The sequence below is a fragment of the Providencia rustigianii genome (assembly GCF_900637755.1).
Classification (GTDB): Bacteria; Pseudomonadota; Gammaproteobacteria; order Enterobacterales; family Enterobacteriaceae; genus Providencia; species Providencia rustigianii.
This window is the reverse complement of record NZ_LR134396.1, coordinates 2,314,693-2,339,039: the sequence shown is the minus strand read 5'-3', so window position 1 is coordinate 2,339,039 and position 24,347 is coordinate 2,314,693. Positions and strand designations below refer to the sequence as shown.

The window sequence follows — 24,347 nt, the reverse complement described above, 5'->3', positions numbered from 1 at the left end:
ACCACCATATTTGACATCTTAAGTATCCCTTAAGGTTGGTTTAACTAAATTTTAAGGTACTAAAAATATAAATGACTAATATGCTCTCACGCTCTAAAAGAGAGAGAATTGAAAATGAAGAAAGCATTTATTGAAGTACCATTATTTTTTGTGATTATTTTTATTGCCGTGATTCTTATGGGTACGAATTTGAGTAAGCCACAGATTAAAGTCGATAATTTAACATTCAATGAAATGTCTATTTGTACGGGTGCTAATAAGTGCCAATTGAATGACCATGTACTAGTATCGAATAATGATGGGGTTAATCTGGTAAAAGAGATTAGATCTTTTTTACGGAAAAAACTCTATTAAGGATAAGTTGGTCGATGAGAGCTAGATTAGATTGGAAGGTTAAAACGTTAATTCGGAATAATAAATATAAAAAATCAGGAAAAAGAATGCGATACCTTTAAGATAAGCCATTCCTTTTCCTCTATTCAGATATTAATTTTCTATGTTTTCTTCGGGGAGCCAGCCGTCATCCATCCAGATTTCTTCGAGAATTTCTTGGATGCGAACCTTATCTTCTGCGATTTTAGTACCAGAAATATTGACCGCTTGTTGGGAACTAAAACCAACACGCGTGACGATATCAGGATATTGAGACTGTAGCTTGCGCAAAATCTCAGACTCTAAAGCCTGTAGGACCTGATTACTTGGTTTCTGTGCTGCATTTTTGTCAAATAATACTTCGATACGTAACATAATAGCCTCTACTAAAGACTGTATTGATATACAGTATTTTTAAATGGATATTGGGTAATTGTCAATATCCATCCAATAATATTTTTACTCTTTCAGTGGAGATTAAATAGATTTAGAAGAAGCTGGCGGAGATATTAATGCATAATCCGAGGATCGCCATATTAAAAATAAACGAAATAATAGATTGCAGTAATACGGCTCTACGCATTGGTGTAGAGGCGACCTCCACATCTGCGGTCTGAGAAGCAACAGCAATCGTAAATGAAAAATACAGAAAATCTGAATAGCTTGGCTCACTAATTTTATCGGGAAAATTCAGCCAAGGTTTTTCATTTTCAACATTGCTGTAATAGAGGTGGGCATAATGCATGGTAAACCCCATTGGTAAAAGCAGCCATGAGGAAATGAGTGTCGACGCGGTTAGAATATAAGAGTAAATTTTATCTGCTTTTGGGATATCACTATGACCACCAAGGGCAAAAAATAGAGCCAATAAACTGACACAGCAACCGGACATCAAGAAGAATATGACCATCCGTGCGCTTTCATCTTCGACCTTGGTGAGTCTACGAATATCTTTGACGTTATGACTAATTATTCGTTGAAATAAAAAGAGCAAATAGGACCAAGCAAACACATTCCAACTAATGATGAGATTAATGATCAAATTTTGGTCATTAAATAACGCAAAAAAGGTAATAAATGCCGCGATTAATGACACTAAAAATCGCGGTCTAGAATGAAATGCATGACGTAACCAGCGTGTGATACGAGCAGCATAACGAAGCATGAGATATTCCTTGAAAATAAACATATATTCTTAATATAAAACGAGTATATCACCGATAGAAATGAAGCTCTAATTATCGGATTTCAAGGAATAAGAGAATCACTTTTCATCTTGTTTCATTAACGCATAGCGATTGAGTAGCTGTTTAAAGTGATTGTCAATACGCTGATATTCAGATTCTGGGACGTTACCTTGAGTTTGCAGCTGTTCTAAGCGGCGTAACTCTTCTTCCAGAGGAATAGCTTGGTTAAAATTTTGTCGAGCATTGAATATAACAGTCTTTAATTCAGAGCCTGTTATATAACTGCGAGGTTTTCCATCTAAGCTATCTAAACGGACACTGAGCTGATTAAGCTGTTCCATCCCTTTTGACCACTGTTGCAGTTTGTCATTCGAAAGCGAATTGATCTGCATTTTCTGACGCCATTTATCATTAAAACTACTGACTTCCTGATGTTCACCATACTGTTTAGTTAAGTAATTCACCATATTGAGCCCGTATTGCTGGGACCAAATTGGGGATACTGACTCTAGCTCGCCAAGATAATTATCAATAAAACTCAGATTTTCCGAAGAAAAACTATTGGGTTGGGATGGATTGGGTTGTAATTGCTGTCCAAGTAAAAGTTCAATATTCGATGTAAACTCAGGGAGTTGAGGGAGCGCTTGTGTTAAAGCGTGATTGCTAATGTTTGGATGGAGCACATAGAGCGTACCTGCACAAATAGCGCCTGTGACGACAATCCCCCATACCAGCCCCACACCAAAACCTTTACGGTAAGAGGGTTTAGGTTGCGGCGGTGTACTGATGGTGGCATTGGCTTTGATTGATATCGGTATAGCGGCAGTATTTGCATGAAACGTTGAGGGTGCGGTTTTAGGGATATGTAAGGGGGTTGAAGGGATAAAACCACTGGTTGGGGCATCGGTACTTTCTAGTTGGCGTGCTTGCGTTGTCAGTAAGTTTTGTAGTCGGTCGAGCTGCGTGAGATGTTTTAATTCCAATGTTTGTAGCTGTTGTCCTATTTGTTCTAATGTTTTCTCAGCTTGATAAAGTGAGGAGAGATCAGCGTAAACAGGGGAATAGCTACGTAATCCCGTGATCAGTTGTTGGCTCAGAGTGGATAATATTTCAACGCGGGCATGGGTTTGCTGAGGCCATAGCCCTTGCCAGTATCGATTGAGTAAATGTTGGAGCAGAGATAGACCTTCATTTAATCCCACAATTCCTGCCTGATGCTGGCGGATCAGTGTAAACCATGCACAGGTTTGTAAGTCGGCCCCATTTTGATTGAATAATGATAGGCATAGTCCATGGGCACGAGCCCAGTCAATATCAGGGCGTGCTGGATGAAAGCGCTTATTTAACTCTTCTTTTAGTGCAGCAAAGTCCGCATATGTCCGAGGGTCGCCACCAAGTCGTAATGTATTTAAATCTGGATTCATAATTGTCTCAAATCGAAGAAAAGGAGGTGTATTGATGAAATATTAAAGCTGATCGAATTGTTTTTTCAGATGGTGCAATAAAATATGCCCATCGGCAAGAGGAGGGCCTGTAAAGCAGGCTGTGCGTAATGCGGTTAATAAAGGCATAGTATGATTTCCTATCGACGCTAATCCAAAAAGATTTTTTCAGGGAGAACAAAATTGCGCAGTTTTAATAAGGCTAGCGGGCCTTGCCCCATTTCTGTACGAAGTTGGTAATTCAGCGAATAACCTTCTTTTGTGTTCCATGTTACGGTATAGCTGCTGGTACTGCCTGCATAAGGGGCGATGTTGGCGGTTTCGAGTAAGCGGATCAAACCCCAGACACCACGATAATCCCCGTACAATTTGGTGCCTGATGAGGTGGTCATCCATGTTAAGGATGCACCAGACGCCACCGTATCGGCTGGCCAAACAAAACGTTGCCATTCCGGGAACTGGTTATCATAGGTAAGATTTTGTTTATCGATCACCAATATCGTTTGCATGATGTTTTTACTGGTGCCTGGCCGCATTTCAAAATACAGGCGCGCTTCGCCATTAGCAAAAGCGACGTCACCCAATTCCGTGAGCGTATTCAGGGCATTTAAAAACGCAGGATTAAATCGCAGGCTTTGGGCATTCGTTGAATTAGGCACCCAGCGGTTGCCTTCTTTGCGTAAAACACCTTGTAAACGGGTTTCGAGAAAACGTTGAATGCGCCCATTATCGGGTTTGAGATATTGCGCCATTAACGGTAAAGAGATATCACTTTGGGTGTCTTTCAATGGGTAACGACCCCCGAATGCGCTATTCCATTCATTGACAATGGAATTTTGCCATTCACTATTAATGCCTTGGGCGGTTGGGGTCAAAAGCTGTTGCCACGCTTGAGTCATCGGTTCGACTAACAGGGCCTCACCAAAGCTTTGCCACTCTTGACCAAAGCTAGCCGCAATCAGGCTTCCCATATCTTTTGTTTCTGAAAAATCGACACTTTTTCCTTCCAAAATACTTTGGGCAAGGGCTTGAGACATGGCTTGCGGATCGGGCGCATTCACCACTTGCTGTAGCTTTAAGCGTACTCGGGTGATACGCGTTAAATAAGCTTGAAGGCTGAGATTATCACTGGTTTGTGTGGTGGCTTGCGGATCTACAAAATTCAGAATTGGGGCGAAGGTCTCTTCAAGGGGACCTGTAAATTCTGCTTTTTGGCTGATCATCGGTTTCTGCTCTTTATTGAGCAGGTCTTTAGCTGAGTTCATAAAGGAGTCGGCGAGCTTTTCTTGCTGGCGTCCGGTTTTCCCTTGATAAGCGACCGTATTCATTAATGCGATAATGGGGGATTGACGGACATCGCTCATCAAGGATAACTGGTCGATGGTATCCGATAAACTTTCGGTTTGGCGCCACTGTAAACTGTTGAGGAAGTTAAGCCAGCTATCAGAGAAATCAGCAAAATAACGGTCAGTTAATTGTTGCTGCAAGGCTTCAGGGGAGATGTCCTCGCTGAGGTTATGCTGGTTATCGCTCAATACCCAATCAATTTCATTACGGCGGGATTCCACCACTTTTTTAATGGCGGGCTCGATAGATTCTTCCCAGGCTTTGCGGGTAAAGGTGCCGGAGACAAACTCATCGGTGGTAAATAAAAAGCTGGCATCGGTATCGCCAGTCATATCATCTAATGTCATATCCGGGAACTGATGCTGCGCTTGTAGTAACACGTCTTGATACAGCGTGGCACTTTCGCTACGTTGACCAATTTGTCGGGTTAACAGCGTACGGCTTTGATTAATCAGGTTATTGTTGGCGGTTAATTGCCATTCAGGGTGCTTCGGTAGCTGTTGGGCATAGAACATCAGTAATTCTTTGCCGAGGGTTTGCCATTCTCCTTCGTTCATTCCTTGCGGGACGGGGAGAGTCGTGAGTACGCTATCAGTAAAAAACGCCGGATCCATGCGCTCAGGGGTACTCATCATTAAGTAGGTTTTGAGGGATTGATACGCCCCTTGGGTGGCTTGACGACGGTCATCACTGTTAGGGGAAAGCTGGGCATAGGCTTGTAATTGTTGAGTCAATTGTTGAGCGAGGGTATCACGCAAAGGCGGTAATACCGTTTGTTGGTACAGTGGCCATAAATGGGCTAATAGTGGCTGATTACTGTTTAGCCCAAAATGGAGCCAGAAAGGCACCGAAGTTTGTTCACGATGATTGAGTAAACCTAGGGTTTGCTGAAAATCATACTGGGCTTTGAGGCGTTCATTTTCCGGTAATTGGCTGTTAGCGGCGACGCTCGCACTTTGGTAGCTCTCTTCGATGAGCTGGCGATTAGCGAAGTAAGAGACAATCATCCCTGCGCCCCACAAAGTCATGGCGGTGGCGGCACCGTATTGAACGAGACGTTTTTTGTCAAAGCCTAAAGAGGCAGGCTGTAAACCGGATGCCAGTTCAGATTGCACATTCAACCAGCTTTTCCAGCGGGTATCGGGGTGCCAACTATTGGGTAAGCGTTGCTGATTTGCCGGATTGATAGAGGGGCTAAATGCGATACCGGAGAAAGGCAGGGTACGTAATTGGGTATTGAGTGGCGCTAGTGCGGTCGCGAGCTGCTGGCTACCCCCGTTTTGTAAAAATTGGGCCAGAGCCAGTAGATAGGTGTGTTTCTGTTCGCGCAGTAACGCTTGAGTTCCGTTGATCACGAGCGCGGGGATCAGGCTTAATAAGCTCGGTGATAGCGCCTCGGCGGGCATATTTTGTTCTGTCATGCAGAGGATAGAGGGCGTATCAACCGCACTGAGGGATTGTTGGTTACTGACACTCCAAACCCAAACAGGCGCACGCCAACCTAATTCTTGGAAGAGGTTTTGGATAGTACGTCCTGCGTTATGTGCTGTTGCGGTATTGAGGTTAGTGAACGTGACGTTGTTGTCTAAAAGCTGGGACGAAATACTGTTTTCTGTCACCCAAATCACGCCATCGAGCGGACGGCGTCGGCGCAGTTGTTTGAGGGGCTCCAGCCGTTCGGCATCCATCGAACTGCCGATATCCCCGCCATAGATAAGTAAGGTGCCATCACACTCTTGCCAGATTTCTTGGGTCAGACTCGGGGCGAGTTTTTCGACGGCGGAATGGGAGCCAAGGAGGAGCTGTATGGAGACTTTGGCATGCCAGAACGTGCCGTATTGGTTGCGTAGTGCTTGAATAATTTCATTATGCAATAAGCTTATTTGTTTAGTTGGTGCATTCAAATCGATTGGGTTATTTTGAGGTTTGAATTCTTTTTGTTGCTTTCTTTGTGTTAATTTATTTTTTATGGGATAAAAATAAATAAAAAGTAGAGCAGTTATACTAAGTACAGATATTCCTATGAAGAATGGGCTTGCATCAAAAGGTTTATATTGATAAACAAAAAACAGAGTTATTAATGAAAGAATAACAACGAATAAAAGAATAAAAAACAATTTTCCTCTAGGGAAATTGATAGATATATTATTTATCATGCTAAAACCTGCGAATGTAAACGGCATAGCTAGAACCGTTAGTATTAGAGTGGATAAGAACCTGATCTGTACCTGATTTTGTTGCTATTTCACTCACTAACGATAGATAGCTTAAAAATGCATTAGGATGAGGAGCTGAATAAGATAATCCTAGGGAGTAAATAGGATGTTGTTTATCAAGTTCGATTTTTTTATCACTATAATTAATAAGAATATTATCAATTAATGCTTGCTTGGATTCCCTCAGTGTCAGGATAGTTGTCACCCCCTCTGAAAAATAAACCTGAGGGCGCGGAGTGACACATGAAACGTATTTCACCTGAACGAAAAGCCGCCATACTGGCTAAATTATTACCGCCGTACAACATGACCGTTTCCGCAGTTGCACAAACGGAAGGAATATCCGAAGCTACGCTGTATAACTGGCGTAATCAGGCTAAATCAGAAGGAAAACCCGTGCCCGGTGCAGACAAAAACAGTGAACAGTGGCCGGCGGAAGCCCGCTTTGCCGCCATCGTGGAAACCGCCACACTCAGCGAAGCGGAAGTGGCGGAATACTGCCGCAAAAAAGGACTCTATCCGGAGCAGCTGGTGCAGTGGAAACAGGGTTTTCTTCAGGTATCCTCTCCCGGAGATAAAGCCGCACTGAAGCAAAGCCAGAAGGAAAACAAACAGTTAAAGCGTGAGCTGGTCCGCAAGGAAAAAGCCCTGGCGGAGGCGGCGGCAATCCTGGTGCTGCGAAAAAAGCTCAGCGATTATTACGGGGAAACCGGCGGGGACGACTGACTCCGGCATCCGAACGCACCCTGTTTATCCGGTGGATTAATGAGGCGGTGAGCTCCGGCGCACGGCTGGCTGTTGCCTGCCGGGAAGTTCAGCTGAGTCTGCGGACCTGGCGGCGCTGGCAGATATCCCCGTCGGACGGCAGACCGGGCGCAGTGCGTCCGGTGCCGGTGAACAAGCTGAGTCCGGAAGAAGAAAAACAGATACTGACTGTCTGCCATCAACCTGAATACGCGAGTCTGCCGCCGTCCCAAATTGTCCCGAAACTGGCGGATAAAGGGATATATCTGGCGGGTGAATCCACCTTTTACCGGGTGTTGCGCCGCCACGGAGAACTTCATCACCGGGGGCGTCAGCAGCGCCCGAAAAAAGTACCGGTACCGACCACCTTTACCGCATCCGGGCCATGTCAGGTCTGGGTATGGGATATCACCTGGCTGCCGTCGGTGGTGCGCGGACGCTGGTTTTATCTCTACATGATACTCGATATCTACAGCCGGAAAATCACCGGCTACGAAGTGTATGAGACCGAAAGCGGCGAACAGGCGGCGGCGCTGATGCAGCGCACAGTCCTGCGTGAGGGGTGCTGGCGTCAGCCATTGGTACTGCACGCGGATAACGGGGCGGCGATGAAATCACAGACCTTACAGATGAAACTGCATGAGCTGAACATCACGCCATCCCACAGCAGACCGCGTGTGAGCAATGACAATGCCTATGCGGAATCCGTGTTCCGGACCCTGAAATACGTGCCGCAGTGGCCATCACAGGGCTTTAAAACCCTGACGGAAGCAAGGAAATGGGTGGGAAAAATTACCCGGTGGTACAACGACAGGCATCTGCACAGCGGCATCGGCTATGTCACGCCGTCGCAGCGGCATACCGGTGAGGATATTACCCTGCTGAAACAACGTGATGCAGTGTACAAAACAGCAAAAGCTACCCATCCCGAACGGTGGTCCGGAGATACCCGGAACTGGCAAAGAAAAGAGACCGTCACCCTGAATCCTGAGCGGGAAAAACAGGCTGCCTAAATTAACAAAGGGTGACAACTACCTTGACACTTACCGGATTCTGTTACCCAGGTCTGAAATCTATGCTTTTTTGATATCCCGCTATAATTGATAAATTTGATTATTTCATTATCAATATCTTGCATATCAATCTCCATAATCCGTTCTATATTTACGCGAGAATTACTTGAATTAATTAATTGACTATTAGTTGAAAATAGTTGCGCTGAAACGAATTGACTGAAATTTGATTCTGATTGGATAGTAATAATCAAAAATGTATCTTCTTGCTTAGCATCATAAGCAGAAAAAAGAGTTTGATATGATGATGGTTCAATAGGTTTAAGGTGCCATTGATTGTAAACTAGAGTATCGCTATCAAACCGATTTTCATTATCGAAGATATAAATCTTTGACAGGTATACCCTATAATTTGGACACTGTTTTTCAAGGTTTTTATCAATTATTGAAAAAAGGTCTTCATCAATTCTTTGGTTGTTGAATAATTGGCGTGGCTTATCTGGGAACATTGGAATAGATTTGCTATCTTTTAAAAATACGTCAGCGCCTTCTTTATCAGGTGTATAGTTAAAATAAGCAAGAGAGCTAATTGAGGATTGACACCAACGTCGCCATTCCATTTCGGTGATTTTCTTTTCTTTTTCCCAGTTATCACAGGTGATTACGGAATGCTGATAGCGTATGTATAAAAAACTAAAACAGACCAGAAATAGAAGAGTAGTTATTGGTAATGTGATAATAAATAAACGCAACTTTTGTTCGGTAGGTAGGGTTATTCCGTAAGCATAAATTGCGGTAACTATGGCTACGAAAAAGGTAGTTAAAATCTTATAGTTAGGTTTTTTTCGTGGTGTTTTATCAGGGACAGAGGGGATTTTCCAATACATCGATTTGATTTCCTTATCTATTCTATACAAGTTGTAGGCTCAGAACTGATTACTCGACACCCACATGAACATAAGCACTGATCTACCACTACAGCAATGCCATTATCAAAAACGGAATCAGCCCCTTCTATAATGGCATTATTTCCGTGTTTAGGGCAGGAAACAAGATCTCCGATGAGTGCAACTTGTTTACCATTAATATACATTGTGGATGAAGCCGAGAGTACATGGCCTCCATGAGTATTCTTGTCGCCAAGACAAACTAATCCTTTCATCATGAGCCTAATTATTAGGAAATAAGGTTAATATTTTGATGGTAGATAATATGATAAAATTCTTAAATTCCTTGCTCCTTACAGTCTCTATCGGTTAATAAACTTAAACTAACTTTAATATCTTTATCTTTTAGTTCAGGGATTTGTAAAGGATGACCATTTTTATCTAAGCGGCCATAATAATCTTTATTTTCGGCGGTTATTTTATAGCATTGTCCTTCAGTGTCAGAACCTGAAAAAGGGCTTACAATTTGGATATTTTCATTTCTCTCAACAGGTGCTGGTTTTGTTTGACAAGCGGAAATAAAAACAACGGATAATAAGGAAATGATTGATAATTTAAATTTTGATTGATATTTCATATTTAATTCCTTCTAAGAATGGTTGTTTTAAATAAATTTATAATTAAATGAATTTATTCTTATGTTTAAAATTAGTGAGTATTTCAATATTTAAGTGATGAAAATTTTAGTAATGACTAATGACGGGGAATTTACTCGAGATTATTTTTGGTGTTACTCATTAAAAAGCATTTGGTTTATAACGTAACGAACTGATAATTCGATCCCAAATCTCGACTATTTGAGCTTCACTATATGAAGTGAATTTGTTTCGATTATTCATAATAATATCTAATTTAGATATGGTTAAAGAGCCCGTGGCTTCATTGGCGTTAAACGTAAAGAAATAATACGGTAAATCGGGAGTTCTTTTATTTTCCGATTTTGAATAAACTTCTTGTCTTCCCTTTACAAGCCATTCTTGTGATGGAATATCACTGGGTGATAAATTTCCTTTTTTAATCGTTTCTCTATTCTGTTGACGTATGGCTGTATTTATCTCAGTGCTTCGGCTAAAGTAAGGTATCACTAGAGCCAACAAAGCGATTATCCGACTCAATCGAGAAAATAAATTGACCCATATCGTAAACAAAAGAAATATTTTGTTTCGGGATTTCGCCTTCATCTAAAATAAAACCATTTGGTATGCAAACGCCTTTTTCCATTGGAATTTCATGATCTAGACGTCCTTGCAGTCGAGATATTAATGATTGCATCGTTGTTATTTTTGTTGGTTTTTCATTTGATTGAACCTCTGTAAATCCTCTAGCTAAAAATGCCAATTTCTTTTTTTCATACTTGTTATTAGAAAAATCCCTAATGTTTGTAGTAATAACAAATGCGACATGATTCACATATACATGAGCTTCTAACATTCGATAAGCATCATCTGATGTTGGCTTGTTCCTATCAAAAATAACACCTTTACCATCAGGTAATAGAATAACCTCTTTCAACATAGGCGAATTTTCTGTGCTAGTTTTCCATTCTCGTAACTCTGCCTCACGTAACTCAATACGCTGCCGAAATACCGGAGGGTAAATAAATTTACTTTCAATATGAAAATCATCAATAAACAGACTATCATGAGAACCATTCTCCCAGTTAATTGGAACATCAATGATATAGCGTCCAACACATTGCGGTTTAGTTTGTTCAAATAATGCGTCTATTACCACTTTTTCCTTTTTAGTTAGTTGAGTATGAGCTTGCTTCTCTGTAAAAAGAATAAGTCCCACAAGCATAATTATCATGGCAAGTGTGATAATGATCCAATAGAGATGTCTAATTAATCGCACAGATATTAACCTCTATTATTTTACTGCCTGATGGTAAAATGTTATTTAATAGATTCATGTTTTTTAGATTAAAATGCATTGGGTTTATAGCGTAAAGAATTGATAATTCGATCCCAAATTTCAACCATTTGGGCTTGACTATATTGGCTGTTCTTACTGTTGTTGTTCATCCCAAAAGAAAGCCATGGCTGTTGGTATGAGGCAATTGATTCATTTGCGAATAAAATAAAGTTATAAGACGGAAAAGGCTCACCTTGACCATGGAGCTTTTGTTCACCTGAAATTAACCATTCCTGTGCTGGAATTTTTCCTAATAGCAATTCGCCTTTCTTTATTGTGTGTTGATTAGATTTTAGCAGTGCACCATATACACCGGGACTCCGATTTAATAATGTATCTTCGGATCCCGTAATAAAATCATCAAATTTTACGCCTAGTATAAAATCATTATTTTTATAGGAAAATGCAATTTTATTTTTATGGACATTACTATCATCAGCTATAAAGCCGTTGGGGATACAGATACCTTTTTCTGTTGGAATAATCGCATCATTGAGGCGACCACTTAATCGTGATATTAGTGATTTCATTTGAGCGAGCCGTGCAGGTTTTGTGTTCATATCATAATCGGAAAATCCTGCATTTATATAAACTCTTTTTCGCTCTGCATACTTTGGGTGTGATAGATCGAGTATTTCTGTAGTGATAATAAAAGCGATATTATCAACATAAATATGAGCTTCTAGTACCCGATTGAGGTCATCTTGACCAGATATGTTTCTGTCAAATATGAGACCTGTATTGTTAGGTAAGTAAATAATTTCTTTTAAAAAAGGTGTATTTTGTTCTTCGTTCTGAGGTTGATTTATCGCTTCATTGAGTTCTACCTCGCGTAACTCAATGCGTTGTTTAAAGGCTGGAGGGTAAATAAATTTGCTCTCTATCTTAAACTCATCAATAAAAATAAAGTCATTAAGTTGATTGTTAAATGATGTAGGAACATCAATGAGATAGCGGCCGATGCACTGAGGTTTGGTTTCCTCAAATAATGAATCTATCACAACATTTTCCTTGTCTGTAAACGGTGATGGTGAAATTTCACGAGTTAACCAACAAGCCAAGATGATAGTGCTAGCCGCTATTCCAATAATCCATTTGTATTGCTTATATATCAACATTCAAGTTAAGCCTATCATTGTTATAATATGAAGATATTAAAATGCATTAGGTTTATAGCGTAGCGAGCCGACAACTCTATCCCAAATCTCGATCATTTGGGCTTGGCTATATATAGTTTCCATCTCAGTATTATACATCGATATACTTAACAATGGAGATGTTGGTAGTGATGTTTCAAGTCTAAAGTAATAATATGGGTAATCTGAAACTACTTTATTTTTAATTTCATTGTAAATGGCTTGTTCTCCACTAATGAGCCATTCCTGAGAATTAATGCCATTATAATTTATATCATTTATTCTTAATGTTTTTTTATTATTATCCATAAGAGTGTTTCGCCCTTCAGATTCTCTGGTTAGCAATGAGTCATTCGGGCTTTGATTGTTACTTGATGTATTGATAGATATTCTAAAATTATCATTTTCATATAAAAAATAAATGTCATTTTTATGTGGTTTATTATCATCAAGAATAAACCCGTTAGGAATACAAGTGCCTTTATCTTTAGGGATTTCGTTATCTAAACGACCACTAAGTCTAGATATTAAAGATTGCATATCAGATAGTTTAATTGAACTGTTATCTGTATCGGCCTCACTAAAACCAGATACTTCTATATAGGATTTTTTCTCGTCAGAATATTTAGGGTCAGATAAATCCAAAATATCAGTAGTAATAATAAAGGCTATATGATTAACATAAACATGAGCTTCTAATGTTCTATAGGAATCATTAGAATTCGGTTGATTTCTATCAAATATAATACCTTTACTATCAGGTAACTGAATAATTCTTTTTAAAACAGGGCTGTTTTCTAAACTGGCATTGCTTTCTCTTAATTCTTTTTCTCTCAACTCTACTCGTTGTTTGAATGCTGGGGGGTAAATAAATTTACTTTCAATTTTAAATTCATCAATATATTTTACATTGCTGATTTTGTTATTGAAAGATATTGGGATGTCAATAATGTAACGGCCAATACATTGAGGTTTAGTATCTTTAAAAAGCTCATTAATCATCATGTCTCCCTCATTTTTTAATATAGGTTCTTTGAATTCAACTTTCAACCAAAACCCAGTGATAATAAAAATAATAATTACACCAAGACTAGTTATGTAAGTTTTTATTTTATTTGGCTTTATCTGCATTGATATCTTGCACCATTTTTATTATTGACCTTAAAGTGAACTTCACTGCATTAGTAAATTCAGAAAAATTAATCCCATCAACGCCATAGGCATTTTGATGTTCGACGTTGGTTTTTAATATACTTTTCACATCAGAACTATTGTTAATAGCATGTAATGATTCAATAGGAACAGTACCATCTCCTTCTTTTTCTGATGGAATCAATACAAATTGTTGATACCAAGAGCCATCTTTTTTTACATCCATGTATCTATTATTAGATATCTGTTCTCTATATTTATCTTTATCTAAAGTGAACATGCCTGTATTAAAACTAGGTTTTCCTTCGTACTCTAGTTTCCACTCCAACCAGTTATCTGATTTAACTTCATTACCATAGAAAACATATGTATTAGGGTGATAAAGTCCTTTTTCTTGATGAAGCATAAATGTTTTAACTTTATTTCTCATCAAATTTGAATACTCATTCCAATTATTTTTGATAGTTAATGGTTCTGAGTCAATAATATCTGGTTCATACATTTTCCACCAAACATCATTTCGTAAATATATCTCAGAGAATGGGTCATGTTTATTCGTTTTAGGATCCTTCGCTTTTGGATATGAATCATCATTTTTAATAGTTAACCATGGTGATTTATAAGTTGGATAAGGTAATAACTGTAGTGCTGATGTAGCCCTAGCTAGCACTGGCATGAGAGTTTTCGCAGTTCCCCCTAAAACCTGACCAACTATTTCACCTTCCTGTCCAGCACCTGTTTTTATTCTTCTATAAGCTGCTGGTGACCCTAAATCAGGAATAACACCATGAACAACTCCTAAAACCTTATCTTTACACCCTTTAAATGTAGAATCTTCTGATGGATTCATAGCATAACGAGCTACTAACCCCCCATAGAATGGGTAACTAGAATTACTTTTTCTATAGCTAAACCATAGCCGTGTTTATTCTTGTAAGTTTTAATCACCTCATCAATATATTTAACCAACTCTTCGGCTGATGTTGCATTGTCAACTAGCCAATTGTAGCCAAACATATGAACAGGAAAAAGAAAAAGTTTAAAATGCTCAAGCTCTTCTTTATTTAATGGTGAGTCATTTTTATCTCCCAATTTTTTATTTATTAAATGACTTAAAACCCCTGTATTCCTTTCTTCATCATAAAGATACTTTTTCATGTTAGCCATTTTAGCTATGTGCTTTTGCCAATCATCTAATAATGCATACTGAAATGTAGATAAAAATTCACCATAACTTAAATACAAAGTCTCCCCCCAATGACGTTCATATCGAGTAGGGAATAGTCCTCCATCATCCGAGAATCGAGTGTGTATTTTGGGGCTCACGCTAGCTTTTCTATTATCAATAATGGTGGTGTCTGGATTTAGTATCTCCCGTCTTTCAGCACCACTTTTTGGAATTAAGTAAGTAGAATCAATCCCTAATGTTAGATCTGATTTCCATAACGACTCTTTTGTATACTTATGTTTAAGGTTTGTCCCCATAATGCCAGGAATAAAAATCACCGGAATGACTTTAGTTGGCGGTACGATACATTTCGCTTCGGCATTGAGGGATTTATGTTGACGTTGGATATCAACCCAACTGCATTTCCCATTTTCATCCCATTGAGGTAAATGATATGAAGTGTGCTGGCATTCACCAATTTTTGCTTCGTTATCTGATTTGTCGACCATATAAATTCCTTAAAATGAAATGAACATATTTAATAGCTACAAACTATTTTTTATTGTTAAATTCAATGTTCAATTTATCGAGACCTAATCCTTTTTGCTCAGATACGTTGCCTAATGTGTCACTAGCGCTAGAACTTTTAGCACCATCAGCAACAATGCCAACAGGATGTGATAAATCAATTTGTGCTTCTTTGTCATAACTCACAAACTGAGGCTTAACTGCAAACTCAGAGCTTTCCCAAGATTGCATTGCAGTATTAATACTTTGCCCTCCGAATTTTTGCCACACAGCCCCTCGTTCAATAATCTTATCAGGTGCTGCGCATTCCACAGAACCGTCAGCAATACGGATATAACCACCGCCACTGGTTAAAATGATTTCTTTTTTAGCCTTGATAATGACTTTGCCATCATTACTACTGATGCTTAAGTCTTTTAATGCATCTAATAACATTTCGTCGTGCTGAGCTTCTATGGAAATTTTACCTTGGTTAGCAAAGATTTTTATGCCTAACTTTTGGGCAAATAGACTAATAATTTCACCTGCCGCAACCGTAAATTTTTTTGCAATACTAAAATCGGCACTTTTCTGTGCGGTTGCAATAATATTTTCACCAGATGAAAGTTGAATACTTTTAGGTGAGGTATGTGCGATACCTTCAGGAGAGGAAATAAGCAGAGCAGATTGCTGAAGTTCATTGAGTGTTTCAGACAGTAAGACTTTTTGTGTTTGCAAATCAGCGAGCTCAGCTTTTGCAACGTTAGCGGCCTCTTTGAGCGATTCTGTCAGTTGCTGTGCTTGTTTTAACTGAGCGACCGCCTCTGCCATTGCCAACACATCACCACCAGCTTTATCCTGCTTATCAGTGGTAATAAACAACCCTTTACCCGCACGAATCGCTCCCCAGCTATCGGTGCGTAGCTCAAAACCGTCACCGCGTTGTTCGCGTTCGGCGTTGACCAAATGCCCAAGGTTTAACTGGGTTTTTCCGCCATACTCGGTGCTGAGCTTAATATGCTCTTGCCCGCGTTTATCCTCCATGCGCAGTTTGTTATTCGCAGGTGTGCGGATCACATTACGGGTGTTATTTTTATCTGTAACGTGGTCGGGGTGGCGGGAATCATGCAGTGCGTGGGCGATATACGGCCGGTCTGGGTCACCCTCATGGAAGGCGATAGCAACTTCAGTTCCTTGAATCAGCGGGAAATGCATTCCGTAAGTATCGCCGGCGTAAGGTTTTGCTAAACGCACGGGCATACTTTCATAGCCCTTGGCTTTATCATCACGATCTGCATCGAATTTAACCCAATAAAAACCATTTTCATCTTGATGAGCATAAATATCTTGGTCTTTTACGCTGGTGACGCGCGCCATTAATGTTCCGGCAATGACAGGGCGCGGTTTTAGTGCAGGACGCCAGCACAGTGACTCAGTGTAAGGCACTGCATCAAAACGCACGATCAGCGCTTTATCACGGCTGGCGGTAAAACGTAGGCGAGTAATTAGAATTGGCGATTTGAATACGCTGGGTAACGTCGAGCTGAGCGGGTTGTCTTGAATACTTAGCACTAATAATGGCGTCAAATCTGCTGCGCTACTTTCTCCGCGTAGCAAAGTCTGACGCGCTAAAAAGCGCTCGTGGTCGAGTCTTGCCCAGAAGTTAGCAGTTTCAGTTTCAGGGCGAATTTTATCCCCACGGGTTAGGTGGCGGCCTTTATAGTGGTAAACATCCCCGTAGTTGATTTTTTCCCCATCACCGCGGGTCATGTCTGCAACGGTGGAGATTAAGGTATCTTCTGCAAGTTGATGGTTATAGTCTTTGGCAAAAACACTGTTTTCAACCACTTGATGACGCAAAGATAATCCCCAAACACTGTCAGCATGGTTATCGCTCAGCCCAGATGGGCTATTTAATGGTAGGGTTTTGTCATACACATAGCCGCGCTGGCTATCCGTAAAATGGAGGACTTCAGTTTGGGTTTCATCTTGCAAACCAAAGCGATAGAAAATACCCACTTCACTGAGTAAACGCTCAATAAATTGGCGGTCGCTTTCGTTGATCTGGTTAATTTGTTCGCGTTTTGGGTACGCTTTGTCGAGATGAAATTCGAACTCCCAGCCTTTGAAATTGTGCTCGCGTAGTATTTGTTCAACCACATCCGGAATGGATTGGTTGATAAAAAAACGGTGGGTACGAATTTGATGACGCAGTAGCGCAAAAAAAGGTTCGATAACTAACTGGTAGCGAGCTTCATCCGCTGAGCCAGAGAGGCGACGGAAATCCGTGACCACGCCATGAACGCGCTTGGCAACACTCGGTTGAGTGGCGAGTCCCATTAAGTTATTTATCGGCGCAGAAAAAGTGAGGCTAGCATTGCGGCGTAAAAGTTGTTGAGGGGAAAGATCTTGGGCTGAACAGGTAAAGGTGATTTGATAGCGATAAGTATCGCTAGCGGCTTCACGTCCCGTAAAATGTTCAACATCGAGTAGGCCTGAACAACCTTGAACTTCAAGGCGGTAACGATTTTGGCTTTGTAGCAGATTTTTTGCTGTATCGAGAAGACTCATAAGTTAATCTCCGAAATTTCACCAAAACTCAATGTGATTCTGTCTTCTTCGCTATACCCTAAATTTAGGCTTTGCGCTTGTTGGTGGTTGGCTTGGCACATCAGTGTAAACCACGCGCAGGTTAGTAAGTCGGCCCCATTTTGATTAAATAATGATGGGCATAGGCCATGGGCACGAGCCCAATCAATATCAGGGCGTGCTGGATGAAAGTGCGTATTTAACTCTTCTTTTAGTGCAGCAAAGTCCGCATATGTCCGAGGATTGCCACCTAGTTGTAGTGTGTTTAAATCTGGATTCATAATTGTCTCAAACCGAAGAAAAGGAGGTGCATTGATAAAAGATTAAAGCTGGTCGAATTGTTTTTTCAGATGGTGCAATAAAATACGCCCATCGGGCACAAATTCTGTGCCATAGCGAATTAAACCTTGCTCATGTAATTCGACCTCAAGGGCGTAATGCAGCGTGCCAAATGTATTTTGAGGTAAAAGTACCAAGGAGAGTGATTTAATGCGCGGCTCATACTTCAATAAGGTTGCCGATAAAATGGTCATCATGTTATGAGCGCTGCCGGGTAAGCCTTGGATTATTTTACTCATATCGGGTAGCCCATAATCGGGAAGGTGCTCGATACTGCCAGCTCTTGCATTAATAATTCGTCGAATATTATCCATTACAGAGACAATGACTTGATCTTGTTCTGAAATTTCATTGATATCTAATCCTCCCGCAAAATAGCCTGTCAACATTTCATACAATGAAGGTTGGGACATGGTTATTTATCTCCGAGAGGTTTTAACGTCATCGTATTGTCAGCTAAAGTCAGTAAACGAGGGTCATCGGGAAGTAGGCGTTTTTTCGGGATCACAACTCGCCAGTCATCAGTAATGAGGTCAGGGTGGTGGAACATGACCGCAATAGCCACATATTCAGCACCTTCTTCTAATGGCATATCAAGAGAGATTGACTCTCCGGGACGGATACGCAGGTCTTTCTGAGCGACTAAAGATGATTTTAGCACCTGGCTATCTTTCGCAAATAAAGATGCATAGTCACTTTCATTAAAGCTTTCAGTATCTTTTAATTGATAGACTCGAACGATGGTGGATAAAGAAGCCCCGGTGTCGTCAGTATTGAGGGCTTCACGAGCAACGAAATCTAAGTGGGCAACTTTAACTTGTTTATAAAAAATGGCATTAGTGGCATTGCGAGTTCCATCACTCACCATCTGGGTTAATCCACAACCTGCAAGGCTTAAGGTCGCAATTAATATCAATGCATTGCCGTAAAATGGCAGTAAAGGTTTTTGTTTCATAGGAAAGTCTCAGAATTAAAATCGATAATTGGCATAGCGAATGTGCTGAGTATGTTGAGCTGATGGCGTTAAACGCTGATAACGTCCTAAGTTCAAGGTGATAATGTGATCAGGTTGATGACTATCGTTGCTTAATGAGCCCATCACAGCGGTTCGACCTAGCTGAACACCTTGGCGAGATTTTGTGTTCAATGTGGCATTTGGAAGTAACGATCTCGGTAGTTTTAAGCAGAGCCGTGCATTAACTCGAGAGCCTAAATAGATATGCAATAACGCCATTAAATCTTGGTATAACTGACCGTCAGGCAGCCAATTATTGGCTTCTTCGTAATCTTGGGTCTCTAATGTAATTAATATTTGGCTATTTACATCAGTGGCATATTGACCCAATACTGGTTTGTTTTTCAATGTGATAGGTTTTTGGCATGACATTCCAGTCAAGCTGGGTTGCTCAATACGACGAGGATCATGAGGTTTCACTTTAACGCGAGTGAGCGGAGCTAATAATTTGATGAGGGAAATAACGCCTTCGGCTGTTCGTGTTGGGAAACGTAGAGTGCCAAGCAATGCAAGAAATCGAGATAAGGGGGCTTGTACATGTTGCTCGGAACCAGGAATACCGAGTCCAATTAAACCATAAAGATATTGGGATGTTTCATCTTGTCCCCCCGCCGAAAATGTTGCGGGATAAGAATACTTGCGCCAAATACGGTAAAACTGTGTCGTCAGCCGGTGATTGAAGATATCGAGAAAATCGGTGAGTGATTCAGTTCCATCACGAGCTTGAGCAATATCATCGAGATAGCTAGTCGGCAAGGGGGATGTAACCCCATATAGACCTAAAAAAGTCGTGCGGATACTTGGAGTTGCGCTATTACGATAGCGATCTTCGATATCCAATCCTTTGATTTCTGTCGATGGAAACCCCATCCCCCGATGAGGGCGAAAGCGCACTGAATCAGTTTTAGGATCTTGAGTACTGCCTAATGGATGGATCTGCCTATTATTTTGTTCGAGGAGTTGGCATAGACGATAAAAATTGACGAGTGAAAGTCGCTCTCCCAGTGCATCAATCACTGGATTTACTGAGGATGATTCTCTGTCCATATTAGGCTATTCCCTGTCGGTAAAATATGTAAAGTCAGTTGGTTAAACAGATGCACATCGGTATAGAGGGCAAAAAATCGATTTAACATTTCACCAAATAAATGCATATCACCTTCTCCGTTAAATCCATTACTGTCTAAGGTGATATCAATGGCAATACCACGTTGTAAGAATCCTTTTTCAAAACGTTCAATAAGATGATGCTCGACATGGATCATGGCGTCTAACTTTCGACTATTGAGGTCGTCGTCACGCCAATCGTATAAAGCTAAAGTACCCCGCAATACTTCGACGTTATCCATCATATTGAGGAAACTTGCCCCCAGATGACTAAGGACACGCCAGTGGAAACGATCTTCTGCTGGTGGATAACAAGGCAATGTTGGTTTACACAGATTACGTACTTGTAGAGCCGTTTGACGGGTTTCTTCGGTTCTATCCAGTAAGGTACTTTGGAGCGCTTTACGAGGCAATTGACCGTTAGTGCCGGTTAGCTGTAAGGAGAGCGTTTCGTTTTCCAGTACGGTAGTTGGCTGTTCATGCTCCCCCCCTAAAATTAGCCACGTATCATGTAACCCAGAAACGCTACGCTTAACACGGGTATGGTAATAGTGTTCAGGAGCACTATGGCGTAACATGCCACCACGATGTCGAAAACTACTAAATGGGACATAATTCACTTGTTCATGGCGTCGAGTTCCATGGACATTATCCACCGAGTAAATTTCGGTATACCCATCTTGTAGCCGCCGAGGGCGTAGTAAGTATTCGCTTTCTAGACCATTAACGGTTAACGGATCTGCTTCGATGCTAAACAGGTTAATGACGGGAACACTATGAAGTTTTAAATTATCGATTCCAAGGGGTAGGTCGCTGTCCCAAAGTGTATTGAGCACGATATCTAACTCAAAATAAGTGAGCGACTCTGGCAATGTAATTTCACCGAGCCCATTTAAATTGACGAAGAAAAATTTCTCTCGAAAAGAAAAATATTCCAGTAATAATTGATAACCGCTAAAGGTACTATCTGCCTTAGGCCAAAGTTGGTCAGTATCAGCAAACCCTCCAGGGGAAAACCACAATGGCAGTCGAATACGATCCGGGGTATTGGGTAGCTTAATGTAGGTGGCAGAAACGTGCTTGGTTAATGCTAAATGGAGTGCATAGGTGGTAGGAATATCACCAGCTAAGTAGAAAGAAATGGATTCCAATGACGTCTGCTTCCAATCAATCAATTTTCCACATTCAAAACGTAGGCGGATCACTGAGCGCCCATCGGGTTCTGTGGCTAAATTAACACTGGAAAGCGCGATAGGATTAAGATTTAAATCTTGAGTTGTTCGATAGCGACAAACCGTTTTCTTCGGTCCAATAGGGCGCGAAAGTACCTCAAAGTCTGCAGGAACCACTGACGATAATTTCATATCGTGAATAGTCGGTGATAATTCTACTATGGATAATGAAGGGATAGTTTGTAAATAATGAGGCCATAGTAGGCTGACTAATCCTTCGGTTAATTCGGGTAGGTCATCATCGATTTTCTGGCGTAATTGCCCCATGGAAAAAGCAAAGCCTTCAAATAAGCGCTCGACAAACGGGTCTGGAGTGCCAACCTTATCTAAATCGAGCAAGGCAGCGCGATCTGGATGTGCTTGAGCAAATTCTTTTGCTGCTTCTCGTAGGTATCTCATCTCCGCATCATAATATCGGAGGGTTAAATCATCCATTTGAGTCACTCTTTTTTATTAAATTAGGGATATAACACCAGCGCACGCACAGCATCTAACTGTGTTAATTGAGCGAGTAGCTCAGCCATTTGGTGTTGCAAATCGGTTTTATCGGAAGGTGTTCGTTGGGCTTTGCTGCGTAAAAGTTGCAGTTGGCGAGCTTTAACTTCAAATAGAGAATGGGGTTCCCAATCAGCTAAATGCATTCGTTCCGCGCTATTGTCTAATTCACGCAATAAATTGAGCGCTAAATCATGGCGAGCAAATTGTTCTGCTACCCTAGCCATGACTAGCTTTAATAACCATTTTTGGCGTACTGTCTGTATTGATGGGTGTGAGATTAGCCAAGTAAGTGCAGCTTCGATGCCATCACTATCAGCTTGTGTAAGTGCTTCTTGTTCTAGCGCCAATACAGAAGCATTATCACCATCATCTGCCCCTAGCGTAGGCATATGGTGAAGAGATGATAAGTTATCTTCAAGGATATGCTGTTTGATCCAAGCCTGTGTGACTTCATCCGCAAATGGGGTTCCATCTTCCCAAGCCAGCGTTTCTAAACCGGGTAATCGAGTTAAAAATTGTTTGAGGTCGGATGCGATAACGTCAGCCCAGCCATCCCATGGAGCTGGTGATTTACTCAATGCTTGATATAAATACCATTGCACATCAAGCCAAAAATGGTTGACGCCCTCGGTGAATAGACGGTCTGCCTGCTCGGTTAATTCTAGCCAATTCTGTTGGAGATACAGACGTTTTAATTGTGCTCTCGCATCAGAGCGTGGAGGTGTCAGGCGAGTGCATCCTTGCTGATTTTGCGGAGGGCATTGGTGTAAGGTATCCCAGCGAACCGATTTCATTAATCGATGCCCCGATAACCAGCCATTAGGCTGATTACGCAAATAACTGGCAAGAACTTTGGCTTGATCCAAGAGCTCTCGACCGGATTGGATCGGAGATATTGGACTGAGACTGGTTGATGGACTTGAAGTTTGTTGGCTACGTACACCTTCGCTGGCTTTGATATTTTGAGGGATAACGCTATCAGCCCCACCAGATTGCGCTAGGCGATTTTCTAATGCTCGCAACAATGGCGAAAGATTAGGGCGGTTAGCTTCTTCCCAATGGCTAAATTCATCGATGATGGAGCCAAGCAGAGCAACAATACGAGAAAATTCATTGCTATCAACCTCTGGATAGAGGGATAAACTGTCGAGAACACGTTGCCCGGCGAGCCATTCAATGGCGGACTTTCGGCTATTGGCACGGCTAGGAAGCAGGGTGTCATGGTAGCGATTGAGTAATCCAGCAAGCAATCCTAGCCCATCGGCAAAACCGGACTCACCTTCTCGATGTAATCTTGCCCAAATGTAGTAGGTCACTACACGAACATCTTTGCATACATTCGTCAGTAAATTTTCTGCAAGAGCGCCGATTAATTCGGTATCTGATCCGGAGAGCTTATTCACTTCCTCTCTCATGCGCTCAAAATCATCGTCATAACCAGGGTCTTCCCCTACTGGAGTGTCAGCAGTGATGGGTAGCAACCAACGCTCCCATAATGACACTTGCTGTTCCACCAATTGGGGCGCGGCAAGAGGAGTTCCTGTAAAGCAGGCTGTGCGTAATGCGGTTAATAAAGGCATAGGTGATGTCCTATCGACGCTAATTCAAAACGATGGTATTCATGATGAAAAGCTTATTATGACTGAGTTGATGAACTTGAAGACTGAAGATCATTTCCAGATATTTTGGATAAAATATGAGTAAGAATTTGATTAAAATCCTCACCAGCTAACATTGCTTTACGGTAGGTAATTTTTCTATCTAATGTCGGGGTAACTATGTGTAGCTTTAATATTTTATCATTATTCTTCAGTATGTTGACGCAGCTAAATGGCACTAAATATGTTTTAGAGTATAAGTTTGGCGTCAGAATAAGGTTATCTTGATCAAGTCCAATAAGAATACGGTTCTTTAAACGTTTTAAATTACATAAGGTGACAATACCCGCGACAAATAAAAGCCAACCGAACCCCAAACCAAGAAAGGCAATAACTCCACCAAGAATGATGTATAAAATTGACATGAACTGAATTTGATTAGTTCTGAATAAAATTTGGATATCGGCTTGAGTGTCTGTGAATTCAATTAAACTTCCGTTGGTACGATTTTCATAAGCATATAAGTAGCCAGTAATAAAAATCAAACTTAATGGCAGCATTATAATTGAGCTAAGAATAGCGATAGTTAGTCCTATTTTAGGAAATTTATCCAGAATGAATAAGCTGATGATTTGCACTAGAATAGCAACCATAAAGGGTATTTTAACCCAACTCATGACTTCCATTAGACGGCGTTCATCATATGAAAGAGTCCATTGCAGGTCAGGGTCTCCGAGTAGCAAACTAGTCGAGTACCAAATAATACCCAGTAATAAACAATTTATAACTAAACCACAGTAAACAACGGTATTGAATTTTTTCAT

General features: G+C 40.9%; 22 protein-coding genes and 1 pseudogene. 2 read left to right on the top strand and 21 right to left on the bottom strand.

Annotated elements, in window-relative coordinates; translation table 11 throughout:
• Positions 1-114 precede the first annotated feature (114 nt).
• Positions 115-354, top strand: coding sequence for a hypothetical protein (locus EL244_RS10820; RefSeq protein WP_126460866.1), 240 nt, complete (start codon positions 115-117; stop codon positions 352-354).
• Positions 355-486: 132 nt separating this feature from the next.
• Here EL244_RS10820 and EL244_RS10815 read toward each other — a convergent pair whose 3' ends face one another.
• The 4 genes from EL244_RS10815 to EL244_RS10800 all read right to left on the bottom strand — a co-directional run bounded on the left by EL244_RS10815 (position 487) and on the right by EL244_RS10800 (position 6,504).
• The gene (locus tag EL244_RS10815) at positions 487-747 is read right to left on the bottom strand and encodes a DinI-like family protein (protein ID WP_006815484.1); all 261 of its coding nucleotides are present in this window, start codon (positions 745-747) and stop codon (positions 487-489) included.
• Between the two features lie 112 nt (positions 748-859).
• Complete coding sequence (locus EL244_RS10810; RefSeq protein WP_039855335.1) at positions 860-1,537, bottom strand: DUF1345 domain-containing protein; 678 nt, start codon at positions 1,535-1,537, stop codon at positions 860-862.
• Between the two features lie 99 nt (positions 1,538-1,636).
• Complete coding sequence (locus EL244_RS10805; RefSeq protein ID WP_126460863.1) at positions 1,637-2,983, bottom strand: VasL domain-containing protein; 1,347 nt, start codon at positions 2,981-2,983, stop codon at positions 1,637-1,639.
• Between the two features lie 167 nt (positions 2,984-3,150).
• Positions 3,151-6,504: an ImcF-related family protein gene (locus EL244_RS10800; protein ID WP_126460860.1), complete on the bottom strand. Its 3,354-nt coding sequence runs from the start codon at positions 6,502-6,504 to the stop codon at positions 3,151-3,153.
• 303 nt (positions 6,505-6,807) lie between these two features.
• On the opposite strand from EL244_RS10800, the gene EL244_RS10790 reads away from it, so the two are divergent.
• Positions 6,808-8,321, top strand: a protein-coding gene (locus EL244_RS10790) for an IS3 family transposase (protein ID WP_457810181.1) whose coding sequence is annotated in 2 segments (ribosomal slippage) — positions 6,808-7,243 and positions 7,243-8,321 — 1,515 coding nt in all. Because the reading frame shifts where the segments join, the coding sequence is not laid out codon by codon here.
• Here the strand turns inward: EL244_RS10790 and EL244_RS10785 are convergent.
• From EL244_RS10785 to EL244_RS10715, 17 genes and pseudogenes are all read right to left on the bottom strand, one after another.
• Entirely contained in the window at positions 8,318-9,208 is an 891-nt protein-coding gene (locus tag EL244_RS10785) for a hypothetical protein (RefSeq protein WP_195848896.1), read from the bottom strand. The two genes, EL244_RS10790 and EL244_RS10785, sit on opposite strands and share 4 nt — an antisense overlap.
• Before the next feature lie 17 nt (positions 9,209-9,225).
• On the bottom strand, positions 9,226-9,486 hold the full coding sequence (locus EL244_RS10780) for a PAAR domain-containing protein (RefSeq protein WP_126460857.1): 261 nt from the start codon (positions 9,484-9,486) through the stop codon (positions 9,226-9,228).
• Positions 9,487-9,545: 59 nt separating this feature from the next.
• Entirely contained in the window at positions 9,546-9,845 is a 300-nt protein-coding gene (locus EL244_RS10775) for a hypothetical protein (protein ID WP_006816416.1), read from the bottom strand.
• A 160-nt stretch (positions 9,846-10,005) separates the two neighbouring features.
• Positions 10,006-10,449 carry a T6SS immunity protein Tli4 family protein gene (locus EL244_RS18145; protein WP_269471757.1) on the bottom strand — a complete coding sequence of 148 codons (444 nt, stop codon included), beginning with the start codon at positions 10,447-10,449 and terminating at the stop codon, positions 10,006-10,008.
• Positions 10,337-11,122, bottom strand: a complete 786-nt coding sequence (locus EL244_RS18140) for a T6SS immunity protein Tli4 family protein (protein ID WP_269471756.1) — start codon at positions 11,120-11,122, stop codon at positions 10,337-10,339. The genes EL244_RS18145 and EL244_RS18140 overlap by 113 nt, the downstream gene beginning before the upstream one ends.
• A 68-nt stretch (positions 11,123-11,190) precedes the next feature.
• The gene (locus EL244_RS10765) at positions 11,191-12,300 is read right to left on the bottom strand and encodes a T6SS immunity protein Tli4 family protein (RefSeq protein WP_172597522.1); all 1,110 of its coding nucleotides are present in this window, start codon (positions 12,298-12,300) and stop codon (positions 11,191-11,193) included.
• Positions 12,301-12,336: 36 nt separating this feature from the next.
• Complete coding sequence (locus tag EL244_RS10760; protein WP_172597521.1) at positions 12,337-13,449, bottom strand: T6SS immunity protein Tli4 family protein; 1,113 nt, start codon at positions 13,447-13,449, stop codon at positions 12,337-12,339.
• Positions 13,430-14,320, bottom strand: a complete 891-nt coding sequence (locus EL244_RS18335; protein WP_336426525.1) for an acetyltransferase — start codon at positions 14,318-14,320, stop codon at positions 13,430-13,432. Before EL244_RS18335 ends, EL244_RS10760 begins: the two co-directional genes overlap by 20 nt.
• 14 nt (positions 14,321-14,334) lie before the next feature.
• Positions 14,335-15,147, bottom strand: coding sequence for an esterase/lipase family protein (locus EL244_RS18330; RefSeq protein WP_336426524.1), 813 nt, complete (start codon positions 15,145-15,147; stop codon positions 14,335-14,337).
• A gap of 43 nt (positions 15,148-15,190) precedes the next feature.
• Positions 15,191-17,716 carry a type VI secretion system Vgr family protein gene (locus EL244_RS10750; RefSeq protein WP_126460854.1) on the bottom strand — a complete coding sequence of 842 codons (2,526 nt, stop codon included), beginning with the start codon at positions 17,714-17,716 and terminating at the stop codon, positions 15,191-15,193.
• Between the two features lie 50 nt (positions 17,717-17,766).
• Positions 17,767-18,015, bottom strand: a pseudogene (locus EL244_RS10745) (VasL domain-containing protein); the annotation flags it as partial.
• A 42-nt stretch (positions 18,016-18,057) separates the two neighbouring features.
• Entirely contained in the window at positions 18,058-18,486 is a 429-nt protein-coding gene (gene tssE, locus EL244_RS10740; protein ID WP_006816404.1) for a type VI secretion system baseplate subunit TssE, read from the bottom strand.
• A gap of 2 nt (positions 18,487-18,488) precedes the next feature.
• Positions 18,489-19,028 carry a type VI secretion system lipoprotein TssJ gene (gene tssJ / locus EL244_RS10735; RefSeq protein ID WP_112836959.1) on the bottom strand — a complete coding sequence of 180 codons (540 nt, stop codon included), beginning with the start codon at positions 19,026-19,028 and terminating at the stop codon, positions 18,489-18,491.
• Positions 19,029-19,043: 15 nt separating this feature from the next.
• Positions 19,044-20,135, bottom strand: coding sequence for a type VI secretion system baseplate subunit TssG (gene tssG, locus EL244_RS10730; protein WP_126460851.1), 1,092 nt, complete (start codon positions 20,133-20,135; stop codon positions 19,044-19,046).
• A complete protein-coding gene (gene tssF, locus EL244_RS10725) occupies positions 20,111-21,862 on the bottom strand; it encodes a type VI secretion system baseplate subunit TssF (RefSeq protein ID WP_006816401.1) in 1,752 nt (583 codons plus the stop codon). The genes tssG and tssF overlap by 25 nt, the downstream gene beginning before the upstream one ends.
• Before the next feature lie 23 nt (positions 21,863-21,885).
• A complete protein-coding gene (gene tssA / locus EL244_RS10720) occupies positions 21,886-23,505 on the bottom strand; it encodes a type VI secretion system protein TssA (protein ID WP_126460848.1) in 1,620 nt (539 codons plus the stop codon).
• Between the two features lie 56 nt (positions 23,506-23,561).
• The gene (locus EL244_RS10715; protein ID WP_230084864.1) at positions 23,562-24,347 is read right to left on the bottom strand and encodes a hypothetical protein; all 786 of its coding nucleotides are present in this window, start codon (positions 24,345-24,347) and stop codon (positions 23,562-23,564) included.